Below are 26,542 nucleotides of genomic sequence, written 5' to 3' on the forward strand. Positions count from 1 at the left end.
GGAGCGCTGGGTCAGGCATGGTCGGCGGCGTCCTCGTCCTCGTCGAGCTCTGGGTCGGCCTCGACGGTCTCACCGCGCAGGTAGCGCGCCTGGACCTCGGCGACACGGCGGGCAGCCTGCGCGTGGCGGTTCGACACGAGGCTGTCCGGGCCGAGATCCCTGCCGCGCTTGGCTGTGATCAGGTCCGGGTCTCCCCAACGGTCGAGGATGTCCTGGAAGGCGTCGTGCCGGGCGACGTCGAAGGCGATCCGTTGACCCTTCATGTCCTTGTAGGGGTGCGCTGGATGAATGCCGGCACAGGGGACCCAGCCCGCCGGGATCGGGGTGGTCGCCGCGTGCGTGCGGCCGCCGCGCAGGAGCTTGGGCAAGACATGGGTATGAGGACCCTCCGGGCTGGTGCCGCCAGGCCCCGGGATCGGGGCATAGACTTCGATGCGGCCAATCCGGGCGAGGAACACCCGGTGGGGGCTCAGCGCGACGAGTTGGCGGCCGATGGGGCTCGCAGGGTCGAACAGGGGAAGCCCAACGCCGGACCGAAGACAGGCGATGGCCTCCGGGTCGCTCGTGCGCACGCAGGCATCGACCGCCAGGAGACCTAGGCCGAGGTCGAACAGGATGGCGTCGCAGTCCCGTTCGCGGGCGGCGTCCCGGTCTGGGCCGAGCTCCGTCACCACGCCGCGCCGGTTCATCGCGCAACTCGCCTCGGGCAGGCAAAGGGCGACGGCGTGGTTCCAGCCGGTCGCGACGGCGGTCTCGTAGGCCACCGGGCGCAGGTCGGGACTGAGAGCGAGCGCGATGGCGCCCCGCTCCGTCGCCAGACCCATGCGCCCGTCCGGAAGTGGCGACGTGGCCTCGTCGGGATCGCGCATGAATTCCGCAATGGCCCCGAAGCTGCCGAGGCTCCAGGCGGTACCGGGGTCGGCCAATGCCTCGCGCAGCAGGATCGTGACCGCGTCAGTTCGTGATGGTGACGTCATCGCGTTCCTCCGTCTGAGCCCCGGACCGCGCCCAGGGCAGGATGTATCGGGATCCGTCCGAAGCCCAGCCCCGCTCGGCCGTGACCCCGAACGCCCTGGCGAGCAGGACGTCGGTCGGGGCCTCCTCCGGGGTACCGTCGGCAACGAGGCGGCCACCGGCCAGCACGACGATGCGGTCGCAGAACCGGGCCGCGAGCGTCAGATCGTGCAGCACGGCGACGACACCGGTGCCGTCCCGCGCGGTGGCCCGGAGCAGCGCCATGGCGTCGAGCTGGTGCGCCGAGTCGAGGGCCGTGACCGGCTCGTCGACGAGAAGCCACGGCGCTTCGACCGCAAGCGCACGAGCGAGCAGCGCGCGCATGCGCTCGCCGGAGGACAGGGTCGGCTCGGCTCGGTCAGCGAGGTGGAGGATGTCGGTGCGCACCATCGCCCGTTCAACCGCGGCTTCGTCGGCCTCGGTCGGAGATGCGAAGGCCCGGCGGTGCGGCAGTCGGCCGAGCGCCACGATCTCGCGAACCGTCATCGGCCAGCCGACCCCGGCCCCCTGGAACAGGGCGGCGATGCGGCGGGCCCGTTCCTCGCGGCCCATGCCGGAAAGCAGACGGCCTTCGAGGGTGACCAGCCCCCGGTTCGGGGTAATCAGCCCCGCCAGGACGCGAAGGAGCGTGGTCTTGCCGGCTCCGTTCGGGCCAACCAGCCCGACGAAGCGGCCGGGCTTCAGGGTCAGACCGATATCCGAAAGGATGGGCCGGCCTTCCAGCGTTACCTGGGCGTCGTGCAAGCCGAGGCTCATGCCCGCCTCCCGCGACTGCGCAGGAGCAGCACGATCAGGAACGGCGCCCCGACCAAAGCGGTCACCACGCCGAGCTTGAGTTCCGGCCGAGTGGCGAGCAGGCGCACACCGATATCCGCCGCGAGGACCAGGACCGCCCCCGCGAGGCCGCTCGGCAGCAGGCACGCGCTGGGACGGGCACCGACGAGGGGCCGCATCAGATGCGGCACGACGAGGCCGACGAAACCGATGGCGCCGGACACCGCGACCCCGCTGCCGACGGCCAGGGCCGCACCGGTGACGAGACGCAGGCGCACGGAGACCAGGCCGACCCCGAGGCTCGCGGCGGTGTCCTCGCCGAGCGTCAGGGCGTCGAGGGCGGAGCCGGTCGACAGCATGAGGGCCCAGCCGATAGCCATCAGCGGCAGGCATAGAAGCACGTGGTCCAGGCTGCGGTCGCTGAGCGAGCCCATCAGCCAGAACACGATCTCCAGGGCCGCGTAGGGGTTCGGCGACAGGTTCAGCGCCAGCGCAGTCAGTGCCCCGGCTAGGCTCGACAGCCCGACTCCTGCAAGGATCAGCCCAAGGGTGCTGCTGCCCCGGGCGGCGAGCGCGTTCAGGAGGAGCGCGGCGACGCCGGCGCCCGCGATGCCGCCGAGTGGCAGGGCGAGGCCCATGGTGGCAGCGAACCGGCCGTAGAAGACGATGACCGCGCCGAGCGCCGCCGCAGATGAGATACCCAAGATGCCCGGGTCCGCAAGCGGGTTGCGCAGGTAGCCCTGCATCACGGCGCCGGTCAGGCCGAGGCTGAACCCGACGAGGCTGCCAAGCAGGGCGCGCGGAATGCGAAGCTCCCACAGGACCAGGGCCGGAAGCGTCGTGCGACCGGCGACGAGGTCCGAGAAGGCGGCGGGCACGTCGAAGGGCGCGTAGCCGATGACGATGGAGGCGAGCGTCAGTGCGACGGTGGCGAGACCGAGGATGCCGACGACGGCTCGCCGGGCACGTGGCGTTCCGAAGTATCGGGACACCGGAGGACGCAGCGCGGTGACGGGCGCGTTCATGGCCGGGATACCCGCGCGTTTGCCGCCTCGGCGAGACGTGCCACAACCTCAGCGACCTGCGGCCCCGGACAGGTCCAGAAGCGGTTTGGAATGTCGACCGTCCGGTGCGCTCGCGCGAGGGTTTGAAAGACGGGATGGTGCAGGAGGGTATCGGCCAAGGATGGCCAGCCCGGCGCACCCTCGTTGACGACAATCAGGTCCGGGTTTGCCAGCGCCGCCGCTTCGAGGGGCACCTGCCCGAAGCGGTCACGCCCGATCTCGGCCGAGACATTGACGAGGCCGGCGGCGCGGATCAGCGCGTCTCCGAGCCCGCCGGGCGCGACCGTGAAGGCGTTCGGGCGCATTACGAGCGCGCGAAGGGGCCGCGTAGCCGGCACGATGGCGGCGAGACGTGCATCGAGCGATGCGACCATCACCTCGCCCCGCTCGGGATGGCCGAGCACCGCCGCGACCTGCCGGATCTGGGCGCGGACGCCGTCGAGGTCGGCCGGCACGCCGAGTTCGAGCACGGGGGCGCCGACGCGCTTGAGCATGCCCACCGTCGTGCGCGTCGTGAAGGCACCGGCGATGACGAGGTCGGGCTTCAACGCGACGACCTCCTCGGTGAGCCCCCGCGTCACCGGCAGCCCGACCGCCTCGCTCGCGACCGTCGACCCGCGCGGGTCACGGGCGAGGTAGGTGACGGCTAGCACCTGATCGCGGTCCGCCAGCCGCAGGACCAGCTCGTCGGCGCACAGGTTCATCGAGACTACCCGCATGGGTGCCCCCGCCGCGCCCACGGGCCCGGAGGACAGGATGACCGCGAGGGCGATCGCGAGGCGCGACGGCATCCGCGACCTCAGAACGACGACACGCGGACGCCGCCGTAGACGGCGAGCCCCGGCCCCTGGAAGCCGGTCGGGTTCTGGTAGCGCTGGTCGAACAGGTTATCGATCCGCCCGAACACCGTGAGTGTCTCGCTCCAGGCGTAGTTGACCGAGAGGTTCACCAGCGTGAAGCCGGGGGCCTTCAGGCGCGGCACGGAGAAGTCCCTGTTTCCGTCCACGAACGACCCCAGCACGATGAGCGTGCCAGTCATGGTCAAGCCCGGCATCAGGTTCCAGATCGCGGTGGCGCTGACCTTATTGCGTGGCCGGCGCAACAGCTCCTGATGGGCGATCTCGTCCTTCGTCACCGTGGTGGTCCAGTCCAGCCGCCCGCTCCAGAACTCGTTGAAGCGCAGGGCGACGAAGCTCTCGGTGCCGTAGGCAGTCGCCCGACCGACGTTCACGTTGGTGGAGAAGGTCGGGTAGTAGGCCGTCTGGATCAGGTTCTTGAAGTCGGTCTGGAAGTAGGTCGTGCCGACGGTCATGAACCCGTCGAACAACGGCTGTTCGAAGCCGCCGTCGAACCCGAAGCTCTCCTCCGGCCGTAGGTTCGGGTTCCCGAAGAAGCGGAAGCCCGGGTAGTCCTGATAGAGCTGGCTCAGGGTCGGCGGCTTGAAGCCGGTGCCGACGCTGCCCTTCAGGCGGGTCTCGGTGCCGGGCACGATGTAGCTCGGCGCCACCCGGAAGGTGGTCGCGCCGCCGAACTGATCGTTCGCGTCGTGGCGGATGTTGGCCACCAGCGCAGCTCCCGCGAAGGGCGTCGTCTGAAGCTCGGCGAAGCCGGCGGTGTTGCCGTTGGACCGGTCGATGCCGGTCGTCTCGAAGCGCTCGTCCTCGCGCTGGGCCCCGAACAGCACGAGGTTGCCGGGCGAGAATTGCCAATCGCCGCGGTAATCGAACCGGGTTCGCTCGCCGAGGTAGGTGGTGGGCGTCGGCGGCGCGAGTGGATCCAGCGGGCCGGCGAACAGGCGGTCGAACTTCGAGTAGTTCGCCCCGAAGACATTGTGGAAGCCCGGCACCGGCGTCCATTCGGCCTCGCCCCTCATGATCAGCTGCTGCTGGTCGTTGAGGTTCCGGTACGGCAGCGGCACGTATGGGAAGCCGCCGTCGGCTTGGTCGAGATAGGCGCTGTCGGAGAAGCGTAGAACGTAGTTCAGGCGGAACTCGTCGGTGAGTTGCGCCCCGAGCTTGGTCGAGACCGTCTTGATGTCGGTGAAGGCGGTCCGCAGCGGCACGCCGCGGGGTAGCAGCTCGAACGGCGTGACCTGGACGGCGGATTGCCGGATGTGGCCGACTGAGACCGAGTAGTCGAAGATCCCCTCCGAGCCGGAGATGTTGCCGAACTGGTTGAAGGTGCCGAACGAGCCGCCCTCGACGGTCGCCGTCGCCCGGGCCGGTCCCTCGCCGCGCTTGGTGACCACAGAGATCACGCCGCCGATAGCGTCGGCCCCGTAGAGGCCGCTCTGCGGGCCGCGCAGCACCTCGATCCGGGAGAGGTCGTAGGTCTGCAACTGGCTGAAGTCGAAGGCGCGGTTCGGGGTCGAAGGGTCGTTGACGTCGATGCCGTCGATCTGGACCTTCACGTGGTTCGAGTTGGTGCCGCGGATGAAGACCGAGGTCTGGCCGCCGGCGCCGCCGGTCTGGACGACGTTGAGGCCGGGCACCTGCTGTAGAGCATCCGGCACCGTCCGGCGCTGCTGTTCCTGAAGCAGGCGCTCAGTCAGGACGGTGACGCTCGACCCTGTGTTGGCAATCGGCGTCGGTACGCCGGTGGCCGATACCGAAATCTCGGACAGGGAGACCGCGGCCTGGGCGCCTCCCGGCGCATCGGCAAAGGGCGCGGCGACCTGCTGCGCGCGGGCTGGAACGGCGACGAGCAGCGTGGATGCGGCGCAGGACAGCGCCAGCATGCGCTGGAGCGCGGAGGGAACGGAACAGGACACGGGACGGCCTCGGGGGACGGCTGTGGCACGTCACCGCGAACAAGGCCTCGGCGGTCGGGTCCTCCAAGGAACCACGGCGCCGCGACACCTCCCAGGACACCCCGCCCGGCAAGCTCCGCGTGTGACCACGGCTGACGGCAGGTCTCCTGGCTCGCGGGTCGTCGCCCTCTCATCGTCTTCCCGGGCGAGGGCGCCCAGTGACGTCGTGATGAAGGACTCGCCGCTTACAGTTGCGGGGGCAGCCGCGGCATCGACCGAGCCCTCACGGGCGTGATCTCACCGCGTTCCCTTTTGATCCCCGAGGGGAACCGTCACTGTCAAGCTATGCCTCACGGGCTCGTGAGTCAATGCGAACGTCCATTCATTTAGCTAGCCGAATCTATTTACTCTGACAGCTTTCAGCAAGAATGAATCCTAAAACATCATTGCCTTATCCGAGTGTCACGGCGTATCTGCACCTAAAGAGCCTGACTTATTGTAATCGTTCTAATTAAAATCTTTGTCGGATTATCGACTGCGAACAAGTTACGATTTATAGTTCGGCTACATGTCTTTTGCCGAGTCAGTGGATAACGTCTTTCAACGCCCGTCCAGCACGGTCGCCCATCACCTCGGTGGGTGGCTGAGCGTCTTCACAAACGAGACTACGTTTGGGGAGACATTCCGGACGACGGCACCGGTGGGTACGGGCCTACGCGTGGTCGTCTACCTGCGCGGACGAACCAGCTTCCAGGTTGACGACTTGCCCGCGATCGCGATCGAGGCTCCCGCGCTACTCGTCGGCTTCACCGAGCGGGAACTCGTCAGGGACCAGACCGTCTCGGCGGGTCAGCCGCTAAGCAGCGTTCACGTCCGAGTCGATCCCGACCACGCCAAAACGAGCCTAGGCACCATCGCATCCGCGATGGTGCAGCTCTCCGTGGAGCGTGGTTTCGTTTTCGAGGGGCGTCCGGCCGACGCGACGATACAGGCGGTGGCGTCGCAGATCCTTGCCGCAGCGGGCCCGGCGGGACAGCCCCTGTATCAAGCAGCTAAGGCCCTCGAACTCCTCGCCCTCGTGTTCGAAGCTGAGGGATTGGCCGAGCCGGTAGGGCTCACTCGCACGCTTACGATCGTGGATCGCGGCCGCGTCGAGGCGGCTAGCGCAATAATCCTGGAACGCCTCGACTCCGTACCAGATTTCGACGCGGTAGCCCGGCGCGTCGGAATGACGCCGGCTAAGCTCACCCGTGGCTTCCGGATCACCTACGGCATGACGCCCTACGCCGTCCTCCAGGAGCGGCGTCTGCAATCGGCCTACCGGATGCTCGCCAGCCGCAAGGCGACCGTCGGTGAAGTCGCCCAGAACGTCGGATATTCCGCCCCGCACTTCGCGACCCTCTTCAAGAAGCGTTTCGGCATGCCACCAAGCGCCTTGGTCGCCGCACGAACCACATCGATCTGAAAACTTAGAACAACACTAAACTCGATCGAACGGAATCATGCTTATTCCGAAAGTATCGATCATTGTTGTGGGCGAGACTGGAGCGTATGACGGTCTTCACGACTCCGTGAAGGAGCAGCGACGTCTGCGGTCGACCGGCCGCCCGGGGCTCGAAATTTATGTGGACGTACAGGATCATCTGTCGAGTGGGCTCGCTGTACATGGTGTCCGCGAGCGCGTTTGCGTCGATGGTCGCAGTCGTTGCGGCGCAACCCGCCCCGGCTCAGGTCACCCTCGGCGAGATTTCGGTAGTCGGGGCTGAAGGCGCCGCCGCATCTGGTCCGCCGGGCGTCGGCGGTGCCAGCGGCGAGCGAGCGGATGGCCCGGTACGCGGCTTCACAGCCAAGCGTAGCGCCACTGGCACCAAGACCGATACTGCGCTGATCGAGACGCCGCAGTCGATCAGCGTCGTCACAGCCGACCAGATCCGGGCGACCGGCGCACAGAATCCGAGCGAGGCACTGCGCTACACCGCCGGTGTGCAGGTCGAGCGCTTCGGCGGCGATCCGCGCTACGACTGGATCAAGGTGCGCGGCTTCGACGTACCGGAGTATCTTGACGGTCTGCAACTGCCGAAAGGCACCTACGCGTGGTCCCGCTACGAGACTTACGGGGTCGAGCGCGTGGAGGTGCTCAAGGGGGCGGCCTCCGTGCTCTACGGGCAGTCCCCGCCAGGCGGCCTCGTCAACTTCGTCAGCAAGAAGCCCCTCGACGTGCCCTACCGCGAGGTTTTGGTACAGGGCGGCAGCTACGGGCGGCTCTTGGGTGCCTTCGACGTGACCGGCCCGGTCGATCCTGAGAAGACGGTGCTCTATCGCGTCGTCGGTCTCGGCCGCCTCTCAGACACGATCGTCGATACCGTGAACGACGATCGCGCCTTCATCGCACCGAGCGTCACGTTCCGGCCCAATGCGGCGACGCAGCTCACGGTGCTCGGCTACTACATCAAAGACGACTCGAAGTCCCTGCAGTTTCTGCCCTCTCAGGGCACGCTCACCCCGAACCCGAACGGCCGCATCCGCCGCTCGACCTTCCTCGGAGAGCCCGGCTACGATAATTTCCGCCGCGAGCAGTTCGGCATCGGCTACCAGTTCGAGCATCATTTCGACGAAGCGGTCACCTTCCGGCAGAACCTTCGCTACTCCGGTGTCAACGTCGACCTGCCGGTGGTGCGCGGCTTCGGCTTCCCGACGAACGCGGCCGGCGCAGTCACAGATTTCAGCAACGTCACCCGCCGGGCCGTGCGTTTCGACGACAACGTCAACGCCTTCACGATGGACAATCAGCTCGTCCTGAACGCGGTGACGGGTCCGCTCGCGCATACGCTCCTGTTCGGCCTCGATGTGCGCACCTTCGATCTCGGGTTCGCCACCCGCAACGCACTGACCACGAGCCTGAACGTCTTCGCGCCGGTCTACCGCGGCTTTCAACCGCTGCCGCCAATCACGGCCCGCATCCGGCAGAACCTGGAGCAGGTCGGCGCCTATGCGCAGGACCAGATCCGGCTCGACCGCTGGGTGCTGCTTCTGAGCGGACGCCACGACACCGTGAGGAGCACCACGCTCCAGCAGGTCGGCAACACGCGCATCGAGCAGACCGACCGCGCTTTCACCTACCGTGCCGGGCTGCTCTACGAGTTCGAGGCCGGAATCAGCCCCTATGTTAGCTATTCGACGCTGTTTCAGCCAGCGGTCGGCACCGGCTACAACGGCATCGTCCCACCGACCGCGCTCGGCGCCGGCTCGACGCCGTTCCGGCCGACCACCGGCGATCAGATCGAGGGCGGCGTGAAGTACCAGCCGCCCGGCACTACGAGCCTATTCACCTTGGCCGGGTTCTCAATCGACCAGCAGAATGTCTTGGTGCCCACGACCTCCGGCTTCCAGGCTCAGGTCGGCGGAGTCCGTGCGGAAGGGTTCGAGGCCGAAGCACGGGTGACCGCCTTCGAGGGTTTCGACATCGCCGCCGCCTACAGCTACCTCGACGCCCGCATCACGCGGACCGGCACCGGCCCGACCGCGCCGCGGATCGGCTCGCGGATCCCGGTGACGCCGTACAATCAGGCCGCGCTATTCGCGACCTACAGCTTTTCGACCGGCCCGCTGCTGGGCTTGACCGTCGGCGGCGGCGTGCGCTTCTTCGGCGATCATCTCGGCGATCTAGCCAACACCATCCGCATTCCGTCCTATACCCTATTCGACGCGACGCTGCGTTACGACCTCGCGCGTCTGGACCCGGCCTGGGCGGGGGCGACCCTGGCGATCAACGCCACGAACCTTTTCGACAAAGTCTACGTCGGCACCTGCGACACCCTTGGGTCCTGCTACTACGGCAATCCGCGTACGGTGCTGGCGAGCCTGAGCTACCGGTGGTAGGCGCCGGGGCTTCCGGCGGATCGCGCCGATGAGGGGTAGCTTCCGGCAGTCGATGGCCTGGCTGCATGCCTGGTCGGGCCTGGTGGTCGGCTGGGTGCTGTTCGCGGTCTTCGTCACCGGGACGGCGAGCTACTATCGAACCAACATCTCGCGCTGGATGCGGCCTGAACTCGCGGCCACCGTTGAGCCCAGTCCGGACGCGCTAGCCCAGGCCGCCGAACTCGGCGCCCGCTACCTCGCGGAGCACGCCGGCGATGCGACCGGCTGGTCGATCGGCATGCCGCGACCGGACTTCCCCGTAATCGAGCTGTACTGGCGCTCCCGTCCCGGCCCGCCGACAGGACATGCCCTCCTGGATCCCGTGACCGGTGCGCCGGCACCAGTGCGCGAGACGCGCGGGGGCGACTTCCTCTACCGCTTCCACTTCGAGCTGAGCTTGCCGCCCCTGTGGGGGCGCTGGCTAGTTGGCGCCTGCGCGATGATCATGCTCGCGGCGTTGATCTCGGGGATCGTCACCCATCGCCGCATCTTCAAAGATTTCTTCACATTCCGAAACTGCGCAACACAGCGCGGATGGTTGGACGCGCACAACCTTGCGGGCGTGCTGGCGTTGCCGTTCCACCTCATGATCACCTACAGCGGACTGGTGACGCTGGCCCTCCTGTACATGCCCTGGGGCGTGACCACAGCGTATCGCGGCGACACACAGCGCTACTTCGCAGAGTCGGGGCAGATCCTACCGCCTCAGGACGCCGCCGGCCGCCTGGCCGCACTTCCTCCGCTCGGGCCGATTGTCCGGCGGGTCGTGGCAGAGACGCCGCAACCTCTAGATCGGGTCACCGTCACCCACCCACGCGATGCGAATGCGACGGTGCTGGCAATCTTCGAGGAGCCCCATGGACTGGCTCACCTCCATCCACAGGTCAGCATCGAGGCCGCGACCGGCACGGTCCGCGCGCGAACCGTCGCGGCAAAACCCGCGACGCGGACCCATGCCGTAATGGTTGGGCTCCACGAGGCGCACTTCGCCGATGCACTGCTGCGCGCGCTCTTCTTCCTATCGGGTCTTCTGGGCTGCGCCACGGTTGCCACCGGCCTTATCCTCTGGGTCGTGGCGCGGGCGCCGAAAACTCATGGCGCGCGTTCCCCGGGCATCCGCGTAGTTGAGGCGCTGAACGTTGGCACGATCGTCGGGCTGCCGGCTGCAATCGCTTGCTATTTCCTCGCCAACCGCCTCCTGCCGACCGATATCGTGGGGCGGGCGAGTTGGGAGGTCAGGCTGTTCTTTGCGGGGTGGATCGTGATCGCGTTCGCGGCCCTGCTGCGGCCACGGGCGCGCCGATGGCACGAAGCGCTCACCTGTGCGGCGGCCCTCTACTTCGCCATACCGACGGTCGACATCCTGTCTCGCGGGTGGGCCGCGATCACGGGTGATGCGGTATTCCTCGGGTTCGACGCCGCGATGCTCGGGACCGCTGCGATCTTTGCACTGGTGGCCTATCGTACAGCCGGCCACTTGACCTTATCGGGGTCGCGTATCGTCCAACAGGCGCCATCAACCTCGTGAATGTCGGGGCTCTGTGCCCTTTTCCGAAGTAACGTGAGGCATCTCGCTCGAATTGCCGCCAACTGTCCGCATGACCCACGGAATCTGAAAGTCTTTTTCATGGACAACGGATCGACGTTCATTCAGGCCTTCACGATTCTGTTCCGGGAGGGCCTGGAAGCACTGCTGGTGATCGCTGCTTTGGCTGCCTTCATGAGGCGCGCTAATGCCTCTCACCAGATCGCCCCGATCTATGTCGGCGCCGGAGCCGCGGCGCTGGCCAGTCTCGGCATGGCATGGATGTTCGAGACCTACTACGACGGCAACCACAACGATCTGATTGAGGCCGGTGTCATGCTGCTGGCTGCCGCTATGATGTTCTACATGAGCGGCTGGTTGTTCCTGCGGCAGGATCCGAAGGCCTGGCAGGCCGATCTCAACCGTTTGGCTGAGCAAGCGCTCGGGGCTGGGACCGTGCTGTCGCTAGCCGGCATCGCTTTCCTGGCGGTATTCCGCGAGGGTGCGGAGACCGTGCTGTTCCTGCACGCCCTGGCCAGGACCGCCAGCGGCTGGGATGGATCGCTCTTCAGCGGCCTCGGCGCTGCGGCGCTCGCCCTGGTGGTCGTCTTCTTAGCGATGCAGTGGCTGGCGATGCAGTTGCCGCTGCGGCCGATCTTCGTGCTGACCTCGGCGTTCCTATTCCTGATGGGTCTGAAGCTCGTCGGGGCCGCGATCCAGGAGTTCCAGGAGCAGACACTGATGTCCGTGCACGATGACGGCGTGCCGGCCATCGTCGCAGACCTCAGCTTCAACGGCAGCTGGGAGGCCCTTGGTGTCCAAGGTGCTCTCGTTCTGATGGCGATCGCCGGCTTGCTCTTCCTCCAGAGCCGTAGAGCTGAGTTGGCGAACTGAGCTAACTCAGCTGTATCACGTTTAAAGATCTTCAGACGAGATACAAAGGTGCAACGCTACTTGTCCCTTGCTCAGCTTGTCTGGGTAGCATTGGGTATCGGCAGAATGACCGCGTTGGCCGGGAGCCGAATGTCCGCTTTGCCGCTCCGCCAGCTTTCAAGCAGACCAGCCGCTTTCGGCCAGCTTACGTCCCGCTGAATCGACATTGCGCGCAGAACCGGACGTTCCGCCTTGCGCCCATCTCGGCCGCTCAGCCGCCTCTCGCGGCTTCTCCGAAGCGGACGCTTCGGCAGTTCAGCTTGTGAGTCTCAGTTGCGCCACAACCAGACCTCGGCTCATAGCCTGAAAGCGGACCTTCGTCGTCGAGGAACTGATAGCTTCGTATCGGCCTTCCCCTGGCCCTCTCTAAATGTGCTTACTGGCAGTTCGTTGGTGCCGAATCGCCGCTCAAGGTTGCAGCACCGTACGCACGAACTCGACGACCGCATCCCGTGCCGCAGCCGTCGCGGTTGGGTTGTGCCCGACATGGGCTCCCGTCGCCACGCAAGCATCCGCATCGAGCTTGTAGGGTTTGCCTGTCACGGCATTGTCGATCGTGCCATCGGCGCCCTCCGTCAGCCTGCAATTGCGGGTGCTCTGCGCCTTCGGCACCTCGACCAGCGGCGGGCTGGTCGGCGTGTCGAAGCTGTGCTGCGCATCCAGGTACTCCGTCAGCGTGATATCCGCCCCGGCCGCCTTCAGCCGGGCCACGAAGTCCCGGCACGGCACCACGCTCACGTAGTCGTCGCTGATGCCGTGGAATAGACGGATCGGTGCCGGACCAACCTTGGTGTCGTCGCGATAGGTCACGTTGCAGGGGGTGTAGAAGCCGATATGGGCGGCGAAGCGGTTCGTGCCCCCATAGGTCGTGCGGAAGCGCTCCGTGGCCGAGTACACGGCCGCGACTGCACCTTTTGAGAAGCCCATGATCGCAATGCGATCGGCCCTGACCCGCGGGTGCGCTGCGAGTACGTCGAGTGCCCGGTAGGCATCGACCATCATGGCCAAAGAGTTGAGCTGCTCCTGATTCTCGATGGTGCTGACGATGCCCCGGCCCGTGAACGTGTCGAGGATGAACGCGCCCACCCCAGCTTCGTTGAGGGTGCGCGCCCAGGCGTCCGGACCGGCGCTGATTCCGCCTGAGCCGTGGACGAGGATCACGACGGGCACCTTCTGCGGGGCGCCGACCGGAAGCCGGAGTTCGCCACCGAGAACGACTTCGCGCCCAGGCGCGTCAGCACGTAGGAACTCCTCGCCGGTGAGGGTTCGGCTCTTGACGGCGTGGATCTCTATGCGACCAGGAAGTGGCGATCCGGCCTGTGCAGCAGGCGTCAAGGTCACGAGAGCCAGTAGCGTGGCGATCGAAACGCGCATCGAGCCTCCCATAACCGTATTCCTGACCAGCTTGGCGCGAACCATGTCGGCGTCAACAAGGCGGGGCTGCGTAGACGTGCCATGCACCTTTGATTGTACGCGATGCGCGTGGACCGGCTCGGCGCTGAGGAGCGGATGATGAACTCGACTCACGTCGTATCAGTGCGGCCGCATCACCGAAGTTGATCGCCATGGGCGGCGTGGAGGCACGGCGTTCCATGAGTCCAGCCGATGCCGGTCGGAAGCCCGAAGCGCCACCGCGGCTATAACCGACCGTCTCGACTCAGCTCGGATCTCATCGACCGGGCAACGCATAGAAATCTCGCTTGACAGCGACTTCAAAGCAGACTGTAATTTCTGTCATGACAGAAATTTCAGATAGATCGAATATTCTTCCCACCGCGGTCGAGCGCTTCGTGCTGCACTGGGGCGATCTGGGCGGTCAGTGGGGCGTCAACCGCTCGGTCGCGCAGATCCACGCGCTGCTCTACCTGTCCGAGCGACCGCTCACCGCCGAGGATATCGCCGGAACGCTCGGCATCGCGCGCTCGAACGTCTCAACCTCGCTGCGGGAGCTGCTCGGCTGGAACCTGATCCGCCGCGTCCCGGTGATGGGTGAGCGCCGCGACCACTATGTCGCCGAGACCGACCTCTGGGAGATGGTCACGCGCATCGCCGCCGGCCGCAAGGAACGCGAGATTGATCCCGCCATCGCGGCCCTGCGCGCCTGCGTCGCCGAGGCAGATGCCGATCCGGCTCTTGGGGCGGTCGCCAAGCGGCGCCTGCGCGCGATGCTCGATTTTACCGAGACGATGGAGCGCTGGTACGGCCAGATGCTCAACGTGCCCCGGGGCACCCTGGCCAAGCTGATCCGGCTGGGCGGCCGGATCGTGAAGTTCCTGCCTGCCAAGACCGAATGACGATCTGAAGATCGTGACCAGAGAGCCGTGAAGATCGGGGAGGCCCAGGTGACCGCGAGGGACGGCGTCCGTCGAGCCGATGCAGAACCATCGCGTGAACTCCGCCCCGCGCGGCCGCTGGACGGAGCGGGCGACCTCCTCGACCTGCGCTTCCGGGCGCTTATCCCGGAGCACGACTGGGCGAGCCTGTCGCCGGCGGTGCGACACCGTTTCGGCAAGCGGCTCGCGCAGGGAGCGAGCGCGGTCTATGTCGGCCACATCGTCGCGATGCACGTCAGCCGCCTCGGCTGGCTCGTGGCGCAGGCCACGCGCCTTGTCGGCAGCCCGCTGCCTCTGGAACGCGAGACCGGCCGTGCCGGCGTGGTCACCGTCACCGAGGACCCGGACGGCGGCGGTCAGATCTGGACGCGGCTGTACGCCCGCGCCACCGGCTTTCCGCAGGTGATCCACTCGGCCAAGCGCTTCGCCGGTCCCACCGGGTTGGAGGAACATGTCGGTGCCGGTGTCGGCATGACGCTCACGGTCGCGGTTGCGGATCAGGCGCTGGTGTTTCGCAGCCATCGCTACTTCGTCGACTGCCTCGGGCGCCGACTGCACCTGCCGGACTGGCTCACACCCGGTGCGCTCACCGTCACCCATGCCGATGCTGGCGCGAACGCGACGGCGGGCGCCTTTCGCTTCATCCTCGACATCGAACACCCTTGGTTTGGGCGGCTGATCCGGCAGGAAGCGGTCTTCCAGGATGCCGAACCGGCCGCGCAGGACGGGGCGACGTGAGCACGATCCTGGTGCTCGGCGGGTACGGCGGCTTCGGTGCCCGCCTGTCGCGTCGGCTCGCAGCCGCCGGTCACGATGTGGTCGTCGCCGGTCGTCGCCTCGCCAGCGCAGAGGCATTCTGCGCGGCCCATCCCCGATGCCGTCCCCTCCAGGCCGACCGCAACGATGCCGTCGCGCCGATGCTGGACCGCGTCCGCCCTGACCTCGTGATCGATGCCGCCGGCCCCTTCCAGGGGAGCGGCTATGATCTGCCCCGAGCCTGTATCGCCGCGGCCATCCCTTACCTCGATCTCGCGGATGGCCGAGCGTTCGTGACCGGCATCGGCCAGCTCGACGCTTTCGCGCGCGCGGCCGGGGTCACGATCCTGGCTGGTGCCTCGAGCGTCCCGGCCCTGTCCGGTGCCGTCGTCCGGCGCTTGGCGCAGGGGATTGATGCAGTGACCGCCGTCGAGATCGCGATCAGCGCCTCGAACCGTGCGACGGCCGGTACGTCGGTCGCCGCCGCCATCCTTAGCTACGTGGGCAAGCCGATCCGGCTATGGCGCGGGCAGCGCTGGTCTGAGGGTGTCGGTTGGCAGGAGCTGCGGCATGAGCGCTTTGCCATGTCTGACGGTTCCTCGCTCGGCCGCCGCTGGCTGGCCCTGGCAGACGTCCCGGACCTCGATCTCCTGCCCGCTCGGCTCCCGGGCCGCCCGGCGGTCAGCTTCAGGGCCGGCACCGAGCTGGCTCTGCAGACGATCGGCCTCTGGTGCGCGAGCTGGCCGGTGCGCTGGGGCTGGCTGTCCTCGCTGCAGGGGCTCGCGCGCTGGCTTCTCCTGGCACAGCGGCTGACCGCGCGCTGGGGATCGGATCGATCGGGCATGATCGTCCGGCTGTTCGGCTTGGCCGACGGGCGCCGCATCGAACGATGCTGGACCCTCGTCGCGGCCGACGGTCACGGCCCGGAAATCCCGGTGCTGCCGGCGGCAATTCTGGCCGAGCGGATCCTATCTGGTTCAACCACACCCGGCGCCCGCGACGCCGGGACTGGGCTCGATCTCATCGACTTCGAGCCGAGCTTCGCGGGCCTGTCGATCCACCACGAAGTACGAGAGGCGGTCGAAGGCGATGCGCTCTACGCGCGCATCATGGGTAGTTGTTTTGCTAAGCTCGCCCCAAGCGTGGCCGGCCTGCACGGTGTGCTAAGCGATGCAGGTGTCCAAGGCCGCGCCGTCGTGAGGCGTGGTCGTCATCCGGTTGCGCGAGCCTTCGCCGCGCTCCTCGGACTGCCGGCCGCGGGCGAGCACGTCCTGCACGTCGGCTTTATCGAGCGGCATGGGGTGGAACGCTGGACGCGCGCGTTTTCCGGGCGGCGGTTCACGAGCGAGTTCTCTGAGGAGGATGGCTGCGTGGTGGAGCGGTTCGGCCCGCTTCGGTTTCGGTTCAAGCTCGTGAACGAGGGCGATGGCCTGCGCATGGTAATGCACAGCTGGTCTGCTGCGCGGCTGTCGTTGCCGCTGGCCTTCGCGCCTCGCGTCTCAGCCCGCGAGTGGGATGAGGCGGGGCTGTTTCGCTTCGACGTTTCCATCGCCTTACCGCTGATTGGGCTGGTGGTGCACTATCAGGGCTGGTTAGACATCGACGGTAGCCGGGGCCAACAATCCCGCTCCGCGCCAGGAGCGGACATCAGCTGACCGCCCGGTAGCAGACATTCAGTTTCAGGTGACCGTCCGTCCGGTGTCGACCCCAAGAAGACCCTCGGGATGTCTGCTCCGTGGCATTCCGGCTTGCCGGTCTGCTATGCTTGGTTCGGTTGAGAAAGTTCGCTTTGGATGGTCTCAGTGGGCATCCAAAGCAGACCGATGGCCGGGGTTCGCCTGGACCATACCCAAACCGAACCATGCTGGCCGGCGGCTATGGATGGCGTTCTGCCTGCCCGCTTTCGCTCCGCAATTCACCAAGGCGGACCTTGTCTCACCCCTGCGCTTAGATAGATTGCCCATCAGTGGGAGGATCCGCTCAGTGCAAAGAGCTTTCGCGATCAAAAGGCGAGATGTCCTAATCGGTCTCGCGGGATCGATCCTGCCAACCTATAGCATAGCACAACAAACAAAGATTTGGCATGTCGGAATTCTAGCTGCCCCGGCTGTCACAGGAAATACTATTGTCTTAGGGCTGATCAGAGCATTTAAATCAGAACTGAGTGCCTTCGGGTACGAAGAGGGGCGAAATCTTAAGCTGACTATAATTTCTGCTGATGGTTATTATGAGCGGCTGCCAGCTCTTGCAAAGGATTTAGTCGGAGCTAATCCCGATGTCATTGTTGCAATGACAACTCCCGCTATAGCCGCGGCGCAGAAGGAAACGACACGCATACCAATCATAATGACGCCAGCTACAGATCCTATTAAAGCGGGTTTTATCAGCAGCTTGGCCAAGCCTGGGGGTAACATCACTGGTTTGGCCAATATGTACCCGGATTTAACAGCTAAATCATTCGAAATAATCCAACAGCTTTTGCCAGAGGTATTTCGTGTCGGTATTGTCACATCGAACAATCCCTCACATGCTGACATCCTGGCCGATGCAGTAAAAATATCAAATCAGCTGCAGATCGAGCTTACACATCTTCACGCGGCAACACCTGACGATGTAGATTTGGCTTTCGATCTTGCGGTTGAAAAGAAATGTCAAATAATCCTGGTCATAGCAGATCCTACTCGCCCCGCGATTTTAGCTGCTGCCGAACGGATCAAAATACCGACATTGTACCAGCAGACGGGATATGTTCGGCTCGGTGGTTTGATCAGCTATGGTCCGGAATTACTAGACTTATTTCGAAGAGCTGCATACTATGCAGATAGGATATTAAAGGGTCACAATCCAGGAGAAATTCCAGTCGAGCAGCCCACGAAACTGAGACTTACTATAAATATGAAAACAGCAGGGGTGTTAAATTTAAATATCAGCCCGAACCTGCTCGCAAGAGCCGACGAAATCATTGATTGATAACTTTCTGTTCGGAATTTTACATAATTGCCGAATTTCCAATGAGTGTCTGTTATTGGGAGGCAGCGAAGTATGCTCGCATGACCAGCTTGGGGCGGAAGGAGCCACGAGCACCAGTCTGAGAAAGGTGCACTCTAAGCGAACCGACCTTCACAGCCGCTCTCGACCCTCTTGAGACGTTGGCCTGAGGTAACCGACTTGTCGGGAGTTAGCAGATAGCGAGCTTCGTCTGACTGCCCGCATCTGCGGGTGGCTTGACGAGATCAAGGCTGCCCACGAGCATCAACGCTGCATCGAACCTTGGCATAGCTTCTCGCCTATGCCCGTGCTGGCGAGGTGACCGGATGCATCGGACGCGCATGTGCCGACAGCGGGAAAACGGGAGCGGCGGGAGCAGGCGCTGGGCCATCCTGACATTGCTCAGCATGGCGCCGCTTGTTGCGCCAAGCGCGTCGTCCCAGACGCGGACCGCTCGGAAGATCGGCGTTCTCTGGCACGCAGCGACCCCTGAAGACGAAGCCATCTATGCCGCTCCACTGAGGAAGGGCTTCTCGGATTTGGGTTACGTTGAGAACCGCGATTTTCAGCTCATCGAAACTTATGCCGCAGAGAAATACGAGCGGTTCACTGCTAACGCGAGAATGTTGGTCGATCAAAATGTCGATGTCATCGTAGCGGTGACTGGACCTGCGGCGACAGCTGCTCAAAGCGTCACTACGACCACGCCGATTGTATTTCTAGTTGTTCCTGATCCGGTCGGCCGCAAATTCGCGCAAAGTCTATCACGCCCTGGTGGAAACCTGACGGGCCTCTCAACTGTGGCCGTCGATCTCAGCTCGAAGCGTCTTGAGCAGTTGAAAGCGGCGATACCGAGCCTGTCGCGCATCAGTTTGTTTGTGATCCCTAAGGACGCGTCGATGAGCCGTTCTGTAGAAGCGCAGACCCGGTCGATTGCAGCCAAAATAAATGTCGAGCTTGAGGTCGATCAGATCAACACTCCGGAAGAACTCGACGGCGCATTTTCAAGCGTTCGCCGCCGCGGTATACCGGCTGTGATACTTATGCAGGATCCGCTATTCTTCAACGAGCGCCAGCAGATCGCCAAGCTCGGCCTCTCCAATCATGTCGCGACGATGGTGGCGAACGGACTTATGGTACGAGACGGATGCCTGATGTCCTATGGCCCGAATTTTCCAGCGCAGTTTCGACGAGCCGCATCCTTTGTAGACAAGATCCTTAAGGGTCAAAGCCCATCCGAGATACCAATAGAAGAGCCCGCACGAATTGAGCTTGTTTTGAACTTCAAGACAGCCAATACGCTCGGCTTAACGATCCCTGACGCCCTCCTAACCCAGGCGGACGAGGTGATCGAATAGGTATCCGTGAAATCGAGTTTCAATTAGCGGCTTTCCACCCAAATCAACCGATCTGCGTGGTCCGTTTCGGGTGCACCTTTAACGCACCGCCGACCGCTGCGGATCAGCTTGACTTGCTTCGTAAATCATCCGGCATAGGCGAAATAAACTTTACCTCGGGTGGGGTCGATGATCGTCACGCTCCCGCCCCGTCCAAAGGAATAGAACGAACCTTCCGATTGGATCGCCTGATCGACCTCATCGGTACGCTCCTTCTCGATTGGGATCGTAAAGCCGTACTTCTCAAGGAATTCATTTATCGACGGCGGGTGTTGCTCGGGCCGCCGCACCGACATCATCTGCGGGTCGTGGTCGTAGGGATGCCATGTCCGAATGGCATTGCCGCCGCCGCGATCCTCGACAGGTGTCCGACGCCACTCCCCGCTCATCGGGGCCAACATTTCGCCCAGTCGGCTACCCTGCTTCCTCGCCCAGAGCGCACTGGCATCGGTCAGGCGGTAGATGATGAAGCCGGTTTCGTTATCGCCGGGCGACCCGAGAAAGCCCCAGGTATCCTTCGCGAGACCCCAGGCATTTTCCAGCCGGTACTCGACAGAGGCGGCGACAAGCGGGCTCGGAACGTGCGGCGTGGGGTAGTCCTGCCGCCAAAGGCTGTGCGTTGCGGCAGGGGCTATCGCGACCGCCCAGATGATCCACCCCCACAGGATGCAGACAATCGATGCCCCGAGCGCCTTCAAGAATAGCGCTGCGACCTCCCTTACCGTGTCCCGATTTAGGCTTTGCATAGGAGGAATTTACGCCAGGATGTGCCAGTGTGATCACGCCAACGCACAGACAATCAGGTTATGCTCTAATACCTCGCAAAAGCCTTAGCTGACATTTGGCACAAATTAGCGCCAGCATCCGGAGAAGCGGTATGGGTCGCATATTTCGAGGCTATACCTACATGGTTTTTTGGGCTGCTGCGATCTTTTGCTTGACCCCAACCAAGCGTGATTTAGTCGAATACAATATTTTTTCAATAATTCTAGGGCTGCCATTTTATTTTGTAACAATATGGTTTGTGGTGCTAGTGCCGTCATTTATAGCAATCATTATATCCGAAAGATTTTTGGTCAGGGGTAAGTCATACTATTTTTTAGTAAACGCGTCGATTTCCACTGTAATTGCTTTTCAGTCGTTCATGCGCTTCAAAGGCGGATTTAGTTTCTCCAGGGAAAATATATTTAATCTTGGATATATAGAAGTTATATTTCCAATTATATTTTCTGGAACTTCGTCTGCACTGGCTTACTGGTACATATCGGGACAGTATGCCGGATTAGGTGAGGAAGAATACAAGCGACGCCGTGCGATACAAACAGCAGAACTCCCATAGTAGAATGGTTACCATGCGCACTTCGCCTGAAGCGGATGTCCTGAGCTGTGATTTGGCACGGGCGCTGAAGGCACGTGAATAGCCGATCAGTTGGTTCCGTTTGGGTATGCGGGTGAAGACCGGCGTTGCTGGTTCGCTAGGAGTGCACCTTTGACGAACTGGGGTTTGCAGCCACTTTCGTCCTCACGCCGCCCGACGCCCGCCTTCCGACGAGGGCCTTCGGTCGAAAGCTGCCTCCGCTGTTTACCGCGTCGTGACAAAGCTTCTAATCCAAACCGCAGACCCTCCGCTTGATAAAGTGGCCAGCACAAGCTACCCCTTCCATACCATTGACTTCAAATAAGTCGACGAGCCTCAAATCGCTTACTTTCGGCCTTGGCATTGGATAGGGGCATAGAGCGATGCTCAAACTGATTATGCGATCAATCTTAGCGCTCGCAGTTTGCTCGAATACAGCTATCAGCGGCCAAAACTACACAGAGAAAAAAGTTGCGATTATCACTAATTTTTCAGAGAATGACATCGCGGCCCAGAAACTAGTGAAAAATTTTACGGATGCTTTGGAGAACGATAAGCCAAAAGACACTAGTATTAAATACAGTTATTATTGGACAGGTGGCAACATTGATGCAGCAAAAGTCCACGCGAAAAGTATCATATCCACTGGTCCTGACGTAATTTTTGCTGCTACTACGCCGGTAGTGCGCGCTCTTCTGCAGGAGACCAATGTAATACCTATCGTATTTGCAACTGTAGCCGATCCAGTTGGAAGCGGTTTCGTAGAAAGTTTGGCATCTCCAGGAAAAAATATAAGCGGCTTTTTAAATTCAGAGGGCGCTCTCGCCGGTAAGTGGGTTCAATACTTAAAGGAATTGGTGCCAGAGATGTCTTGCATTTCAATGATGTATAATCCTGGCACGGCGCCATACTATAAGTACTACGTTTCTACTTTTGAAGAAACATCAAATTCAATGAACATCATATCTACTCTATCGCCGGTGGCTAAGGTGCAGGATATTGAAGATGTAATTCGAAATTTATCATCGAAAAAATGCGGCTTGGTGCTGATGAACGACAGTTTTAATTATGTTCACCGCCAATCAATAAGCGCAATTTCAGAGAAGTATGGCATTCCAGTGGTTGCCTATAATAAAGCTACAACATTAGATGAAGCGCTTTTGGCTTATGGTCCTGAGGAAGCAGACGCGTATAAAAAAGCTGCTGGATATGTCAGAAAGGTTATCGATGGTGCTCAGGTTGGCAGGCTTCCGGTCCAACTCAACACTCGTTTCTATTTATCCATTAATTTGCAAAAAGCCAAAAAACTAGGAATTGAAATTCCGGCCTCATTCCTCTCGCGTGTTGATGATGAGGTCGACTAGGGCTGCGTTGCGGTTGAATGAATGGGTCGGGCTTTGCCGCTTTTCCACCAGTGACAGGCACGTCCGCTTAAACGCACGTGCTGCTCGGAGGCAGACCGCCCGAACCCCACCCACAGTAGCCGATCAGATTGGTCCGGTTTGGGTATGTGATTGAGAACCGGCGCCGTCAGTTCGCTATGGGTGCACCCAAAACAGACCAATCACTGCTGGCTTGAACGTCCGGTTCCGGTCAAGGCTCCGAAGGCCGCTCACCACCCCGAGCCGAAGCTCCCGGACGGCCGACCGATGACCGCTTATGGGAAGCGCCCATGACGAACTATGCGGCCGGGTTGAGTCGCATGCAGCCGCAAACACCGGTCTGATGAAGGCGCACTCATAGCGGATCGAACGCGCCGGTCTCCATCGGCATGCTCGAAACAGACCAGCAGCTAAAACATGGGTGAATGTCGGTCGGTTCTGGCATGGGCAGGATAGGCGGATGGACTACAAGCACGACCTCACGCTCTCCGAACAGCGCCGGCTGCTCTCTGACCGGATGCAAGCTTTGAGAAGCTACGATCTGATTACTCGCTCGCAGTCTGTTGAGGCTCTGGCGCGATCTCGCGAGCTTCTGCGTGTTCCAGTTTACCGGCGACCAAAGCTGAGCAAGGCCGGCTAAGGCATACCCAAACCGAACCATGCGGATCGGTTGTTAGGGGTCTGCAACGGGTGAGGAGCCGACCTTCGGCGAGGCGGCCGCAACGGACTGCATCACCGTCGAAGTGAGCCCTCTTCCGAACGAGCCGAGAACTTCGGATGAGACGCGCCCACCAATTGCACCGAACAGTCCCCTTTTCCCACCGGTTGGCCCTTTACGCGCTCCTGTTGCGATGAGGACCATGGACCAGCCCGCACCCAAGCCGCTGACCGAGGATGAGGATCAGGCCGAGCAGCAGAAAGATGGCGGCCTTCTCCACGCCCTCGGCACAGGCGTGATCACGGGTGCGGCCGACGACGACCCCTCTGCCATCGGGACCTACGCGAGTGCCGGGGCGAAGTTTGGTCTGACGTTCCTCTGGATCGCCCCTGTCGTGCTGCCGATGATGTACGTGGTCGTGTACGTCTCGGCCAAGCTCGGGCAGGTCTACGGCAAGGGCCTGTTCGCCATCGTGCGCGACCGCTACCCGCGCTGGATCCTCTACCCGATTGTGCTCGGGGCCTTCGTCGGCAACCTCATCGAGGCGGCCGCCAATCTCGGCGGCATCGGCGCGGCCCTCAACCTGCTGGTTCCACTGCCAATCAGTACCATCGTGGTCGGGGCTGCCGTAGCAATCCTGGCCTTCCAGATCTTCGGCTCCTACACGCTTCTGCGCAACATCTTCCGCTGGCTTGCCCTGGCCCTGTTTGCCTACGTGGCAGCCGCTATTCTCGCGAAACCAGACCCTTACGAGATCCTACGCGGCACCTTCATCCCGCACGTCCGCTTCGATGCCGACTTCCTGTCGATGATCGTAGCCTGCATCGGCACCTCGCTCTCGGCCTACATCTACACGTGGCAGTCAAACCAGGAGGTCGAGGAGGAGATTGCGCAGGGCCGCCACACGCTGCGGCAGCGCAAGGGGGCGACCGATGCCGAGCTGCGCAAGACCCGGCGGGACGTGGTGATCGGGATGCTATTCTCGAACGTAATCTTGTACTTCATCATCCTGTCCACTGGCGCGACCCTGCACCCCGCCGGTCAGACCGAGATCGAGAGCGCGGCCCAGGCTGCCGCCGCCTTGGAACCGCTGGCGGGTGCCGGAGCCAAGTACCTGTTCGCTTTGGGCGTGGTGGGCGTCGGCTTCCTGGCGGTGCCGGTGATGACCACAGGCGCCGCCTATGACCTCGTGCAGGGGGCCGGCCGGAAAGGCAGTCTGCACGCGCGCCCGAGCGAGGCCAAGCTATTCTACGGCACCATCGCGGCGGTGACGGCGCTGGCTGTGGGGCTGAACTTCCTCGGCTTCAATCCGATGCGAGCCTTGGTGTGGTCTGGCATCGTGCAGGGCTTCTCGGTGCCGCCGCTGCTCTTCCTCATGATGCTGATGACGAACGACAAGGCGGTGATGGGGGATTGGATCAATGGCTGGCTGACGAACCTGCTGGGATGGATCACGACCCTCGTGACGTTCGCCGCCACCGTTTGCCTCATCGTGACGTGGTTCCTGTGAGAGCGCCTGCGTCACACCCGGGGCGCGTCGTGCATCTCCGCAGAGGCTTGGTGTGTTCCAGCCTAGTGATGCCGGCCGGCTTGGTCCCGCTGATTATCATCGGAATGGGCGGGTCAGGGCCGCCCTGGGCAAAGACCATCGCTGGCCTTGTGACCTTTACAGGCGCCTTGCTCGAACTCGCTACGGTTTGGCGGTTCACGCGAAGTGCGGGGTAAGGAGGGCTGTAGCAAGCAGGTTCAGCACCGATCCAAACAGGGCTTGCCCTTGCGGAACGCTCCGGTTCGAAGCAGGCACAAACAGCGGTCTGCTAAAGGTGCACCCAAACCAGACTGACCGCTGCTGGCTTGTACGTCCGGTTTCGGCCGCAGTGCTGAAGGCTGCTCACCACCCCGAATCGATGTTGCACCAAGCCTGGCCAATAACCGCTTTCCGGAAGCACCGATGGTTCCCTGGGCGGCTGGGTTGGGTGGATTGCAGCTGTTCCGGTTTGGGGAGCGGGTCCGACGAAAGCAGACGCTCGGCAATTGGCGGGAAATGGCCATAAGCGGAATGGCTGCTTCGGACTTTGGGAGGTAAGTAACCGGGCCTCGACTCTGCGGCCTTGAGCATTCGCTTAGACGCAAACGGCGCTTCTTCGGCCGGTCGAGCTACCTTGCTTATGGCAACACCGACCTCGCCGTGGGCCCGGCGATCAAGATCACCAACATCATCGCCCCACTGCTGCTCGCCGTAGTCGTGGTTAGTGGGTGATCTCGGGCCCAAAGTTCCGCTTTGGGCACCAAAGTTCCGCATTGACATAGGGTCGTCAAATCGTGGGGCCGCTTCCGGCTGGAGGTGGCCCCACGCACGTTCAGCTATCTGGACGTTGGGCAAGCGACCTGGGGGTGTGGCGAGGGCGCCGTCCGCGTGACGCGGGCGCCCGACGGCAAGGTACGGGCGGAGCGGGCGGACGGCGCTGACCAGACGGACCTCCTCGTCCGGCTCGCGCGGGACGGCTGGTGACCGGCGCGTCGTCCAGCATGTCGGCGACCATCTCCAGCGCGTCTGCGTCCAGGACGTGCCCCATGGTCTTGGTCTTGGGAACGGGACGCCGCCAGCCCAGGACGGCGAGCACGGTCATGGCGACGCCCGGGACCACCATGATCAGCGTGCGGAAGAGCCTGGCGCCCGGATCGGGCGGCTGGCCCTCGTAGGCGGGCAGCACGACGCCGTCGAGGTACAGGCATGGGAACGGCCGAGGCCAAGGGCCGCCGTTATCAGCGGCGTGACGGCGAGCTTCAGGCCGACCAGGCGCCGGACCGTCCCCGGAACGCCCCTTGCCGCCACTGCCGCAGGAACAGGCCGTTCGTGACCTCGATGCCTCAGTGGAAACGCTCGGCGCGCTCCAGCTGGTCCAGGATCGCCTCCTTCCTCCTGGCTCGGGTCTGGGAACGGCCGAGGCCAAGGGCCGCCGTTATCAGCGGCGTGACGGCGAGCTTCAGGCCGACCAGGCGCCGGACCGTCCCCGGAACGCCCCTTGCCGCCACTGCCGCAGGAACAGGCCGTTCGTGACCTCGATGCCTCAGTGGAAACGCTCGGCGCGCTCCAGCTGGTCCAGGATCGCCTCCTTCCTCCTGGCTCGGGTCTCCGGGCGCTTGGCGGTCTGGAGGCGATGGTAGATCGCGTACAGGTTCCTACGGTCCAGAGTGGCGAAGAACGTCTTGGCGGCGGCCCTCGTCTCCAGCGCCACCAGGAAGTCGTCCGGGAGGACCATCGCGGCGGACCCGGCATAGGCGGCCTCCCACCGGCCGTCCGCCCTGGCGGCCTCCACGTGCGCCATGCCGGCCGCCGTCATCCTCCCCTCGGTCTCAAGCCTCGACACGTGCTCCCGGTTCTTCGCCGACCAAGTCGACCCCGGCTTCCTGGGGGTGAGCCGCTGCAGGAACGAGATGTCGTCGAACGCCCGTTTCTGCCCGTCGATCCAACCGAAGCGGATCGCCTCGACGACGCAGTCGGCCCATGTCACGGAAGGTAGCCCCGACCCGACCTTGAAGATGCGCACCCAGAGCTGGCCGGCCGACCGGTGGTGCTCCTCCAGCCAAGCGCCGAGTTCGCCGGCATCCCTGAACGACAGTATCCCGCGCCCAAATTCGTCCACGCCACCCCTCTCTCACGGCGCCGCCCGAGGTCCCGTTCAACAGTAGA

The 26,542-nt window shown here is 63.4% G+C and carries 21 protein-coding genes and 1 riboswitch; of the genes, 13 read left to right on the forward strand and 8 right to left on the reverse strand.

The window, feature by feature from the left end:
• Positions 1-11: 11 nt before the first annotated feature.
• From MMSR116_RS08110 to MMSR116_RS08130, 5 genes are read right to left on the reverse strand one after another with little or no spacing between them, the layout of a single operon-like run.
• The gene (locus tag MMSR116_RS08110; protein WP_010685682.1) at positions 12-977 is read right to left on the reverse strand and encodes a DUF6925 family protein; all 966 of its coding nucleotides are present in this window, start codon (positions 975-977) and stop codon (positions 12-14) included.
• Complete coding sequence (locus MMSR116_RS08115; RefSeq protein WP_010685681.1) at positions 955-1,770, reverse strand: ABC transporter ATP-binding protein; 816 nt, start codon at positions 1,768-1,770, stop codon at positions 955-957. Before MMSR116_RS08115 ends, MMSR116_RS08110 begins: the two co-directional genes overlap by 23 nt.
• Positions 1,767-2,813, reverse strand: coding sequence for a FecCD family ABC transporter permease (locus MMSR116_RS08120; protein ID WP_010685680.1), 1,047 nt, complete (start codon positions 2,811-2,813; stop codon positions 1,767-1,769). Before MMSR116_RS08120 ends, MMSR116_RS08115 begins: the two co-directional genes overlap by 4 nt.
• Positions 2,810-3,643 (reverse strand): ABC transporter substrate-binding protein, encoded by an 834-nt coding sequence (locus tag MMSR116_RS08125; RefSeq protein WP_010685679.1) that lies wholly within the window; start codon positions 3,641-3,643, stop codon positions 2,810-2,812. The genes MMSR116_RS08120 and MMSR116_RS08125 overlap by 4 nt, the downstream gene beginning before the upstream one ends.
• A gap of 8 nt (positions 3,644-3,651) precedes the next feature.
• Positions 3,652-5,589, reverse strand: a complete 1,938-nt coding sequence (locus MMSR116_RS08130) for a TonB-dependent receptor domain-containing protein (protein ID WP_010685678.1) — start codon at positions 5,587-5,589, stop codon at positions 3,652-3,654.
• A 152-nt stretch (positions 5,590-5,741) separates the two neighbouring features.
• Positions 5,742-5,950, reverse strand: a riboswitch (cobalamin riboswitch).
• Between the two features lie 369 nt (positions 5,951-6,319).
• Here MMSR116_RS08130 and MMSR116_RS08135 point away from each other — a divergent pair.
• The 4 genes from MMSR116_RS08135 (at position 6,320) to MMSR116_RS08150 (ending at position 11,938) form a co-directional block, all read left to right on the forward strand.
• A complete protein-coding gene (locus MMSR116_RS08135; RefSeq protein WP_158168623.1) occupies positions 6,320-7,066 on the forward strand; it encodes a helix-turn-helix transcriptional regulator in 747 nt (248 codons plus the stop codon).
• Between the two features lie 227 nt (positions 7,067-7,293).
• Positions 7,294-9,480 (forward strand): TonB-dependent siderophore receptor, encoded by a 2,187-nt coding sequence (locus MMSR116_RS08140; RefSeq protein WP_158168625.1) that lies wholly within the window; start codon positions 7,294-7,296, stop codon positions 9,478-9,480.
• 28 nt (positions 9,481-9,508) lie between these two features.
• A complete protein-coding gene (locus MMSR116_RS08145; RefSeq protein ID WP_010685675.1) occupies positions 9,509-11,047 on the forward strand; it encodes a PepSY-associated TM helix domain-containing protein in 1,539 nt (512 codons plus the stop codon).
• 99 nt (positions 11,048-11,146) lie between these two features.
• On the forward strand, positions 11,147-11,938 hold the full coding sequence (locus MMSR116_RS08150) for an FTR1 family iron permease (protein WP_010685674.1): 792 nt from the start codon (positions 11,147-11,149) through the stop codon (positions 11,936-11,938).
• Positions 11,939-12,385: 447 nt separating this feature from the next.
• On the opposite strand, the gene MMSR116_RS08155 is transcribed toward MMSR116_RS08150, so the two are convergent.
• The gene (locus tag MMSR116_RS08155; RefSeq protein WP_244625625.1) at positions 12,386-13,396 is read right to left on the reverse strand and encodes a dienelactone hydrolase family protein; all 1,011 of its coding nucleotides are present in this window, start codon (positions 13,394-13,396) and stop codon (positions 12,386-12,388) included.
• A gap of 317 nt (positions 13,397-13,713) precedes the next feature.
• Here MMSR116_RS08155 and MMSR116_RS08160 point away from each other — a divergent pair, with 317 nt between their 5' ends.
• The 5 genes from MMSR116_RS08160 (at position 13,714) to MMSR116_RS08180 (ending at position 19,412) form a co-directional block, all read left to right on the forward strand.
• Positions 13,714-14,271, forward strand: a complete 558-nt coding sequence (locus tag MMSR116_RS08160; RefSeq protein WP_010685672.1) for a GbsR/MarR family transcriptional regulator — start codon at positions 13,714-13,716, stop codon at positions 14,269-14,271.
• Positions 14,272-14,388: 117 nt separating this feature from the next.
• Positions 14,389-15,048 carry a DUF4166 domain-containing protein gene (locus MMSR116_RS08165; RefSeq protein ID WP_039894118.1) on the forward strand — a complete coding sequence of 220 codons (660 nt, stop codon included), beginning with the start codon at positions 14,389-14,391 and terminating at the stop codon, positions 15,046-15,048.
• Complete coding sequence (locus MMSR116_RS08170; protein ID WP_039894086.1) at positions 15,045-16,721, forward strand: SDR family oxidoreductase; 1,677 nt, start codon at positions 15,045-15,047, stop codon at positions 16,719-16,721. Before MMSR116_RS08165 ends, MMSR116_RS08170 begins: the two co-directional genes overlap by 4 nt.
• Before the next feature lie 328 nt (positions 16,722-17,049).
• Entirely contained in the window at positions 17,050-18,036 is a 987-nt protein-coding gene (locus MMSR116_RS08175; protein WP_010685669.1) for an ABC transporter substrate-binding protein, read from the forward strand.
• Positions 18,037-18,461: 425 nt separating this feature from the next.
• Entirely contained in the window at positions 18,462-19,412 is a 951-nt protein-coding gene (locus tag MMSR116_RS08180) for an ABC transporter substrate-binding protein (RefSeq protein ID WP_158168627.1), read from the forward strand.
• 125 nt (positions 19,413-19,537) lie between these two features.
• Here the strand turns inward: MMSR116_RS08180 and MMSR116_RS08185 are convergent, their stop codons facing one another.
• Complete coding sequence (locus tag MMSR116_RS08185; protein WP_158168629.1) at positions 19,538-20,149, reverse strand: hypothetical protein; 612 nt, start codon at positions 20,147-20,149, stop codon at positions 19,538-19,540.
• A 239-nt stretch (positions 20,150-20,388) separates the two neighbouring features.
• Here MMSR116_RS08185 and MMSR116_RS08190 point away from each other — a divergent pair, with 239 nt between their 5' ends.
• The 4 genes from MMSR116_RS08190 to MMSR116_RS08205 all read left to right on the forward strand — a co-directional run bounded on the left by MMSR116_RS08190 (position 20,389) and on the right by MMSR116_RS08205 (position 24,358).
• Complete coding sequence (locus MMSR116_RS08190; protein ID WP_158168631.1) at positions 20,389-20,790, forward strand: hypothetical protein; 402 nt, start codon at positions 20,389-20,391, stop codon at positions 20,788-20,790.
• Positions 20,791-21,191: 401 nt separating this feature from the next.
• Positions 21,192-22,172 carry an ABC transporter substrate-binding protein gene (locus tag MMSR116_RS08195; protein ID WP_010685665.1) on the forward strand — a complete coding sequence of 327 codons (981 nt, stop codon included), beginning with the start codon at positions 21,192-21,194 and terminating at the stop codon, positions 22,170-22,172.
• Positions 22,173-22,650: 478 nt separating this feature from the next.
• Positions 22,651-22,830 carry a hypothetical protein gene (locus MMSR116_RS08200; RefSeq protein ID WP_010685664.1) on the forward strand — a complete coding sequence of 60 codons (180 nt, stop codon included), beginning with the start codon at positions 22,651-22,653 and terminating at the stop codon, positions 22,828-22,830.
• Positions 22,831-23,050: 220 nt separating this feature from the next.
• The gene (locus MMSR116_RS08205) at positions 23,051-24,358 is read left to right on the forward strand and encodes an Nramp family divalent metal transporter (protein WP_010685662.1); all 1,308 of its coding nucleotides are present in this window, start codon (positions 23,051-23,053) and stop codon (positions 24,356-24,358) included.
• A gap of 1,561 nt (positions 24,359-25,919) precedes the next feature.
• On the opposite strand, the gene MMSR116_RS08210 is transcribed toward MMSR116_RS08205, so the two are convergent.
• Positions 25,920-26,495, reverse strand: a complete 576-nt coding sequence (locus MMSR116_RS08210) for a YdeI/OmpD-associated family protein (protein WP_010685660.1) — start codon at positions 26,493-26,495, stop codon at positions 25,920-25,922.
• Positions 26,496-26,542 lie beyond the last annotated feature (47 nt).

Origin of the sequence: Methylobacterium mesophilicum SR1.6/6 (genome assembly GCF_000364445.2) — a bacterium.
Taxonomy (GTDB): Bacteria; Pseudomonadota; Alphaproteobacteria; order Rhizobiales; family Beijerinckiaceae; genus Methylobacterium; species Methylobacterium mesophilicum_A.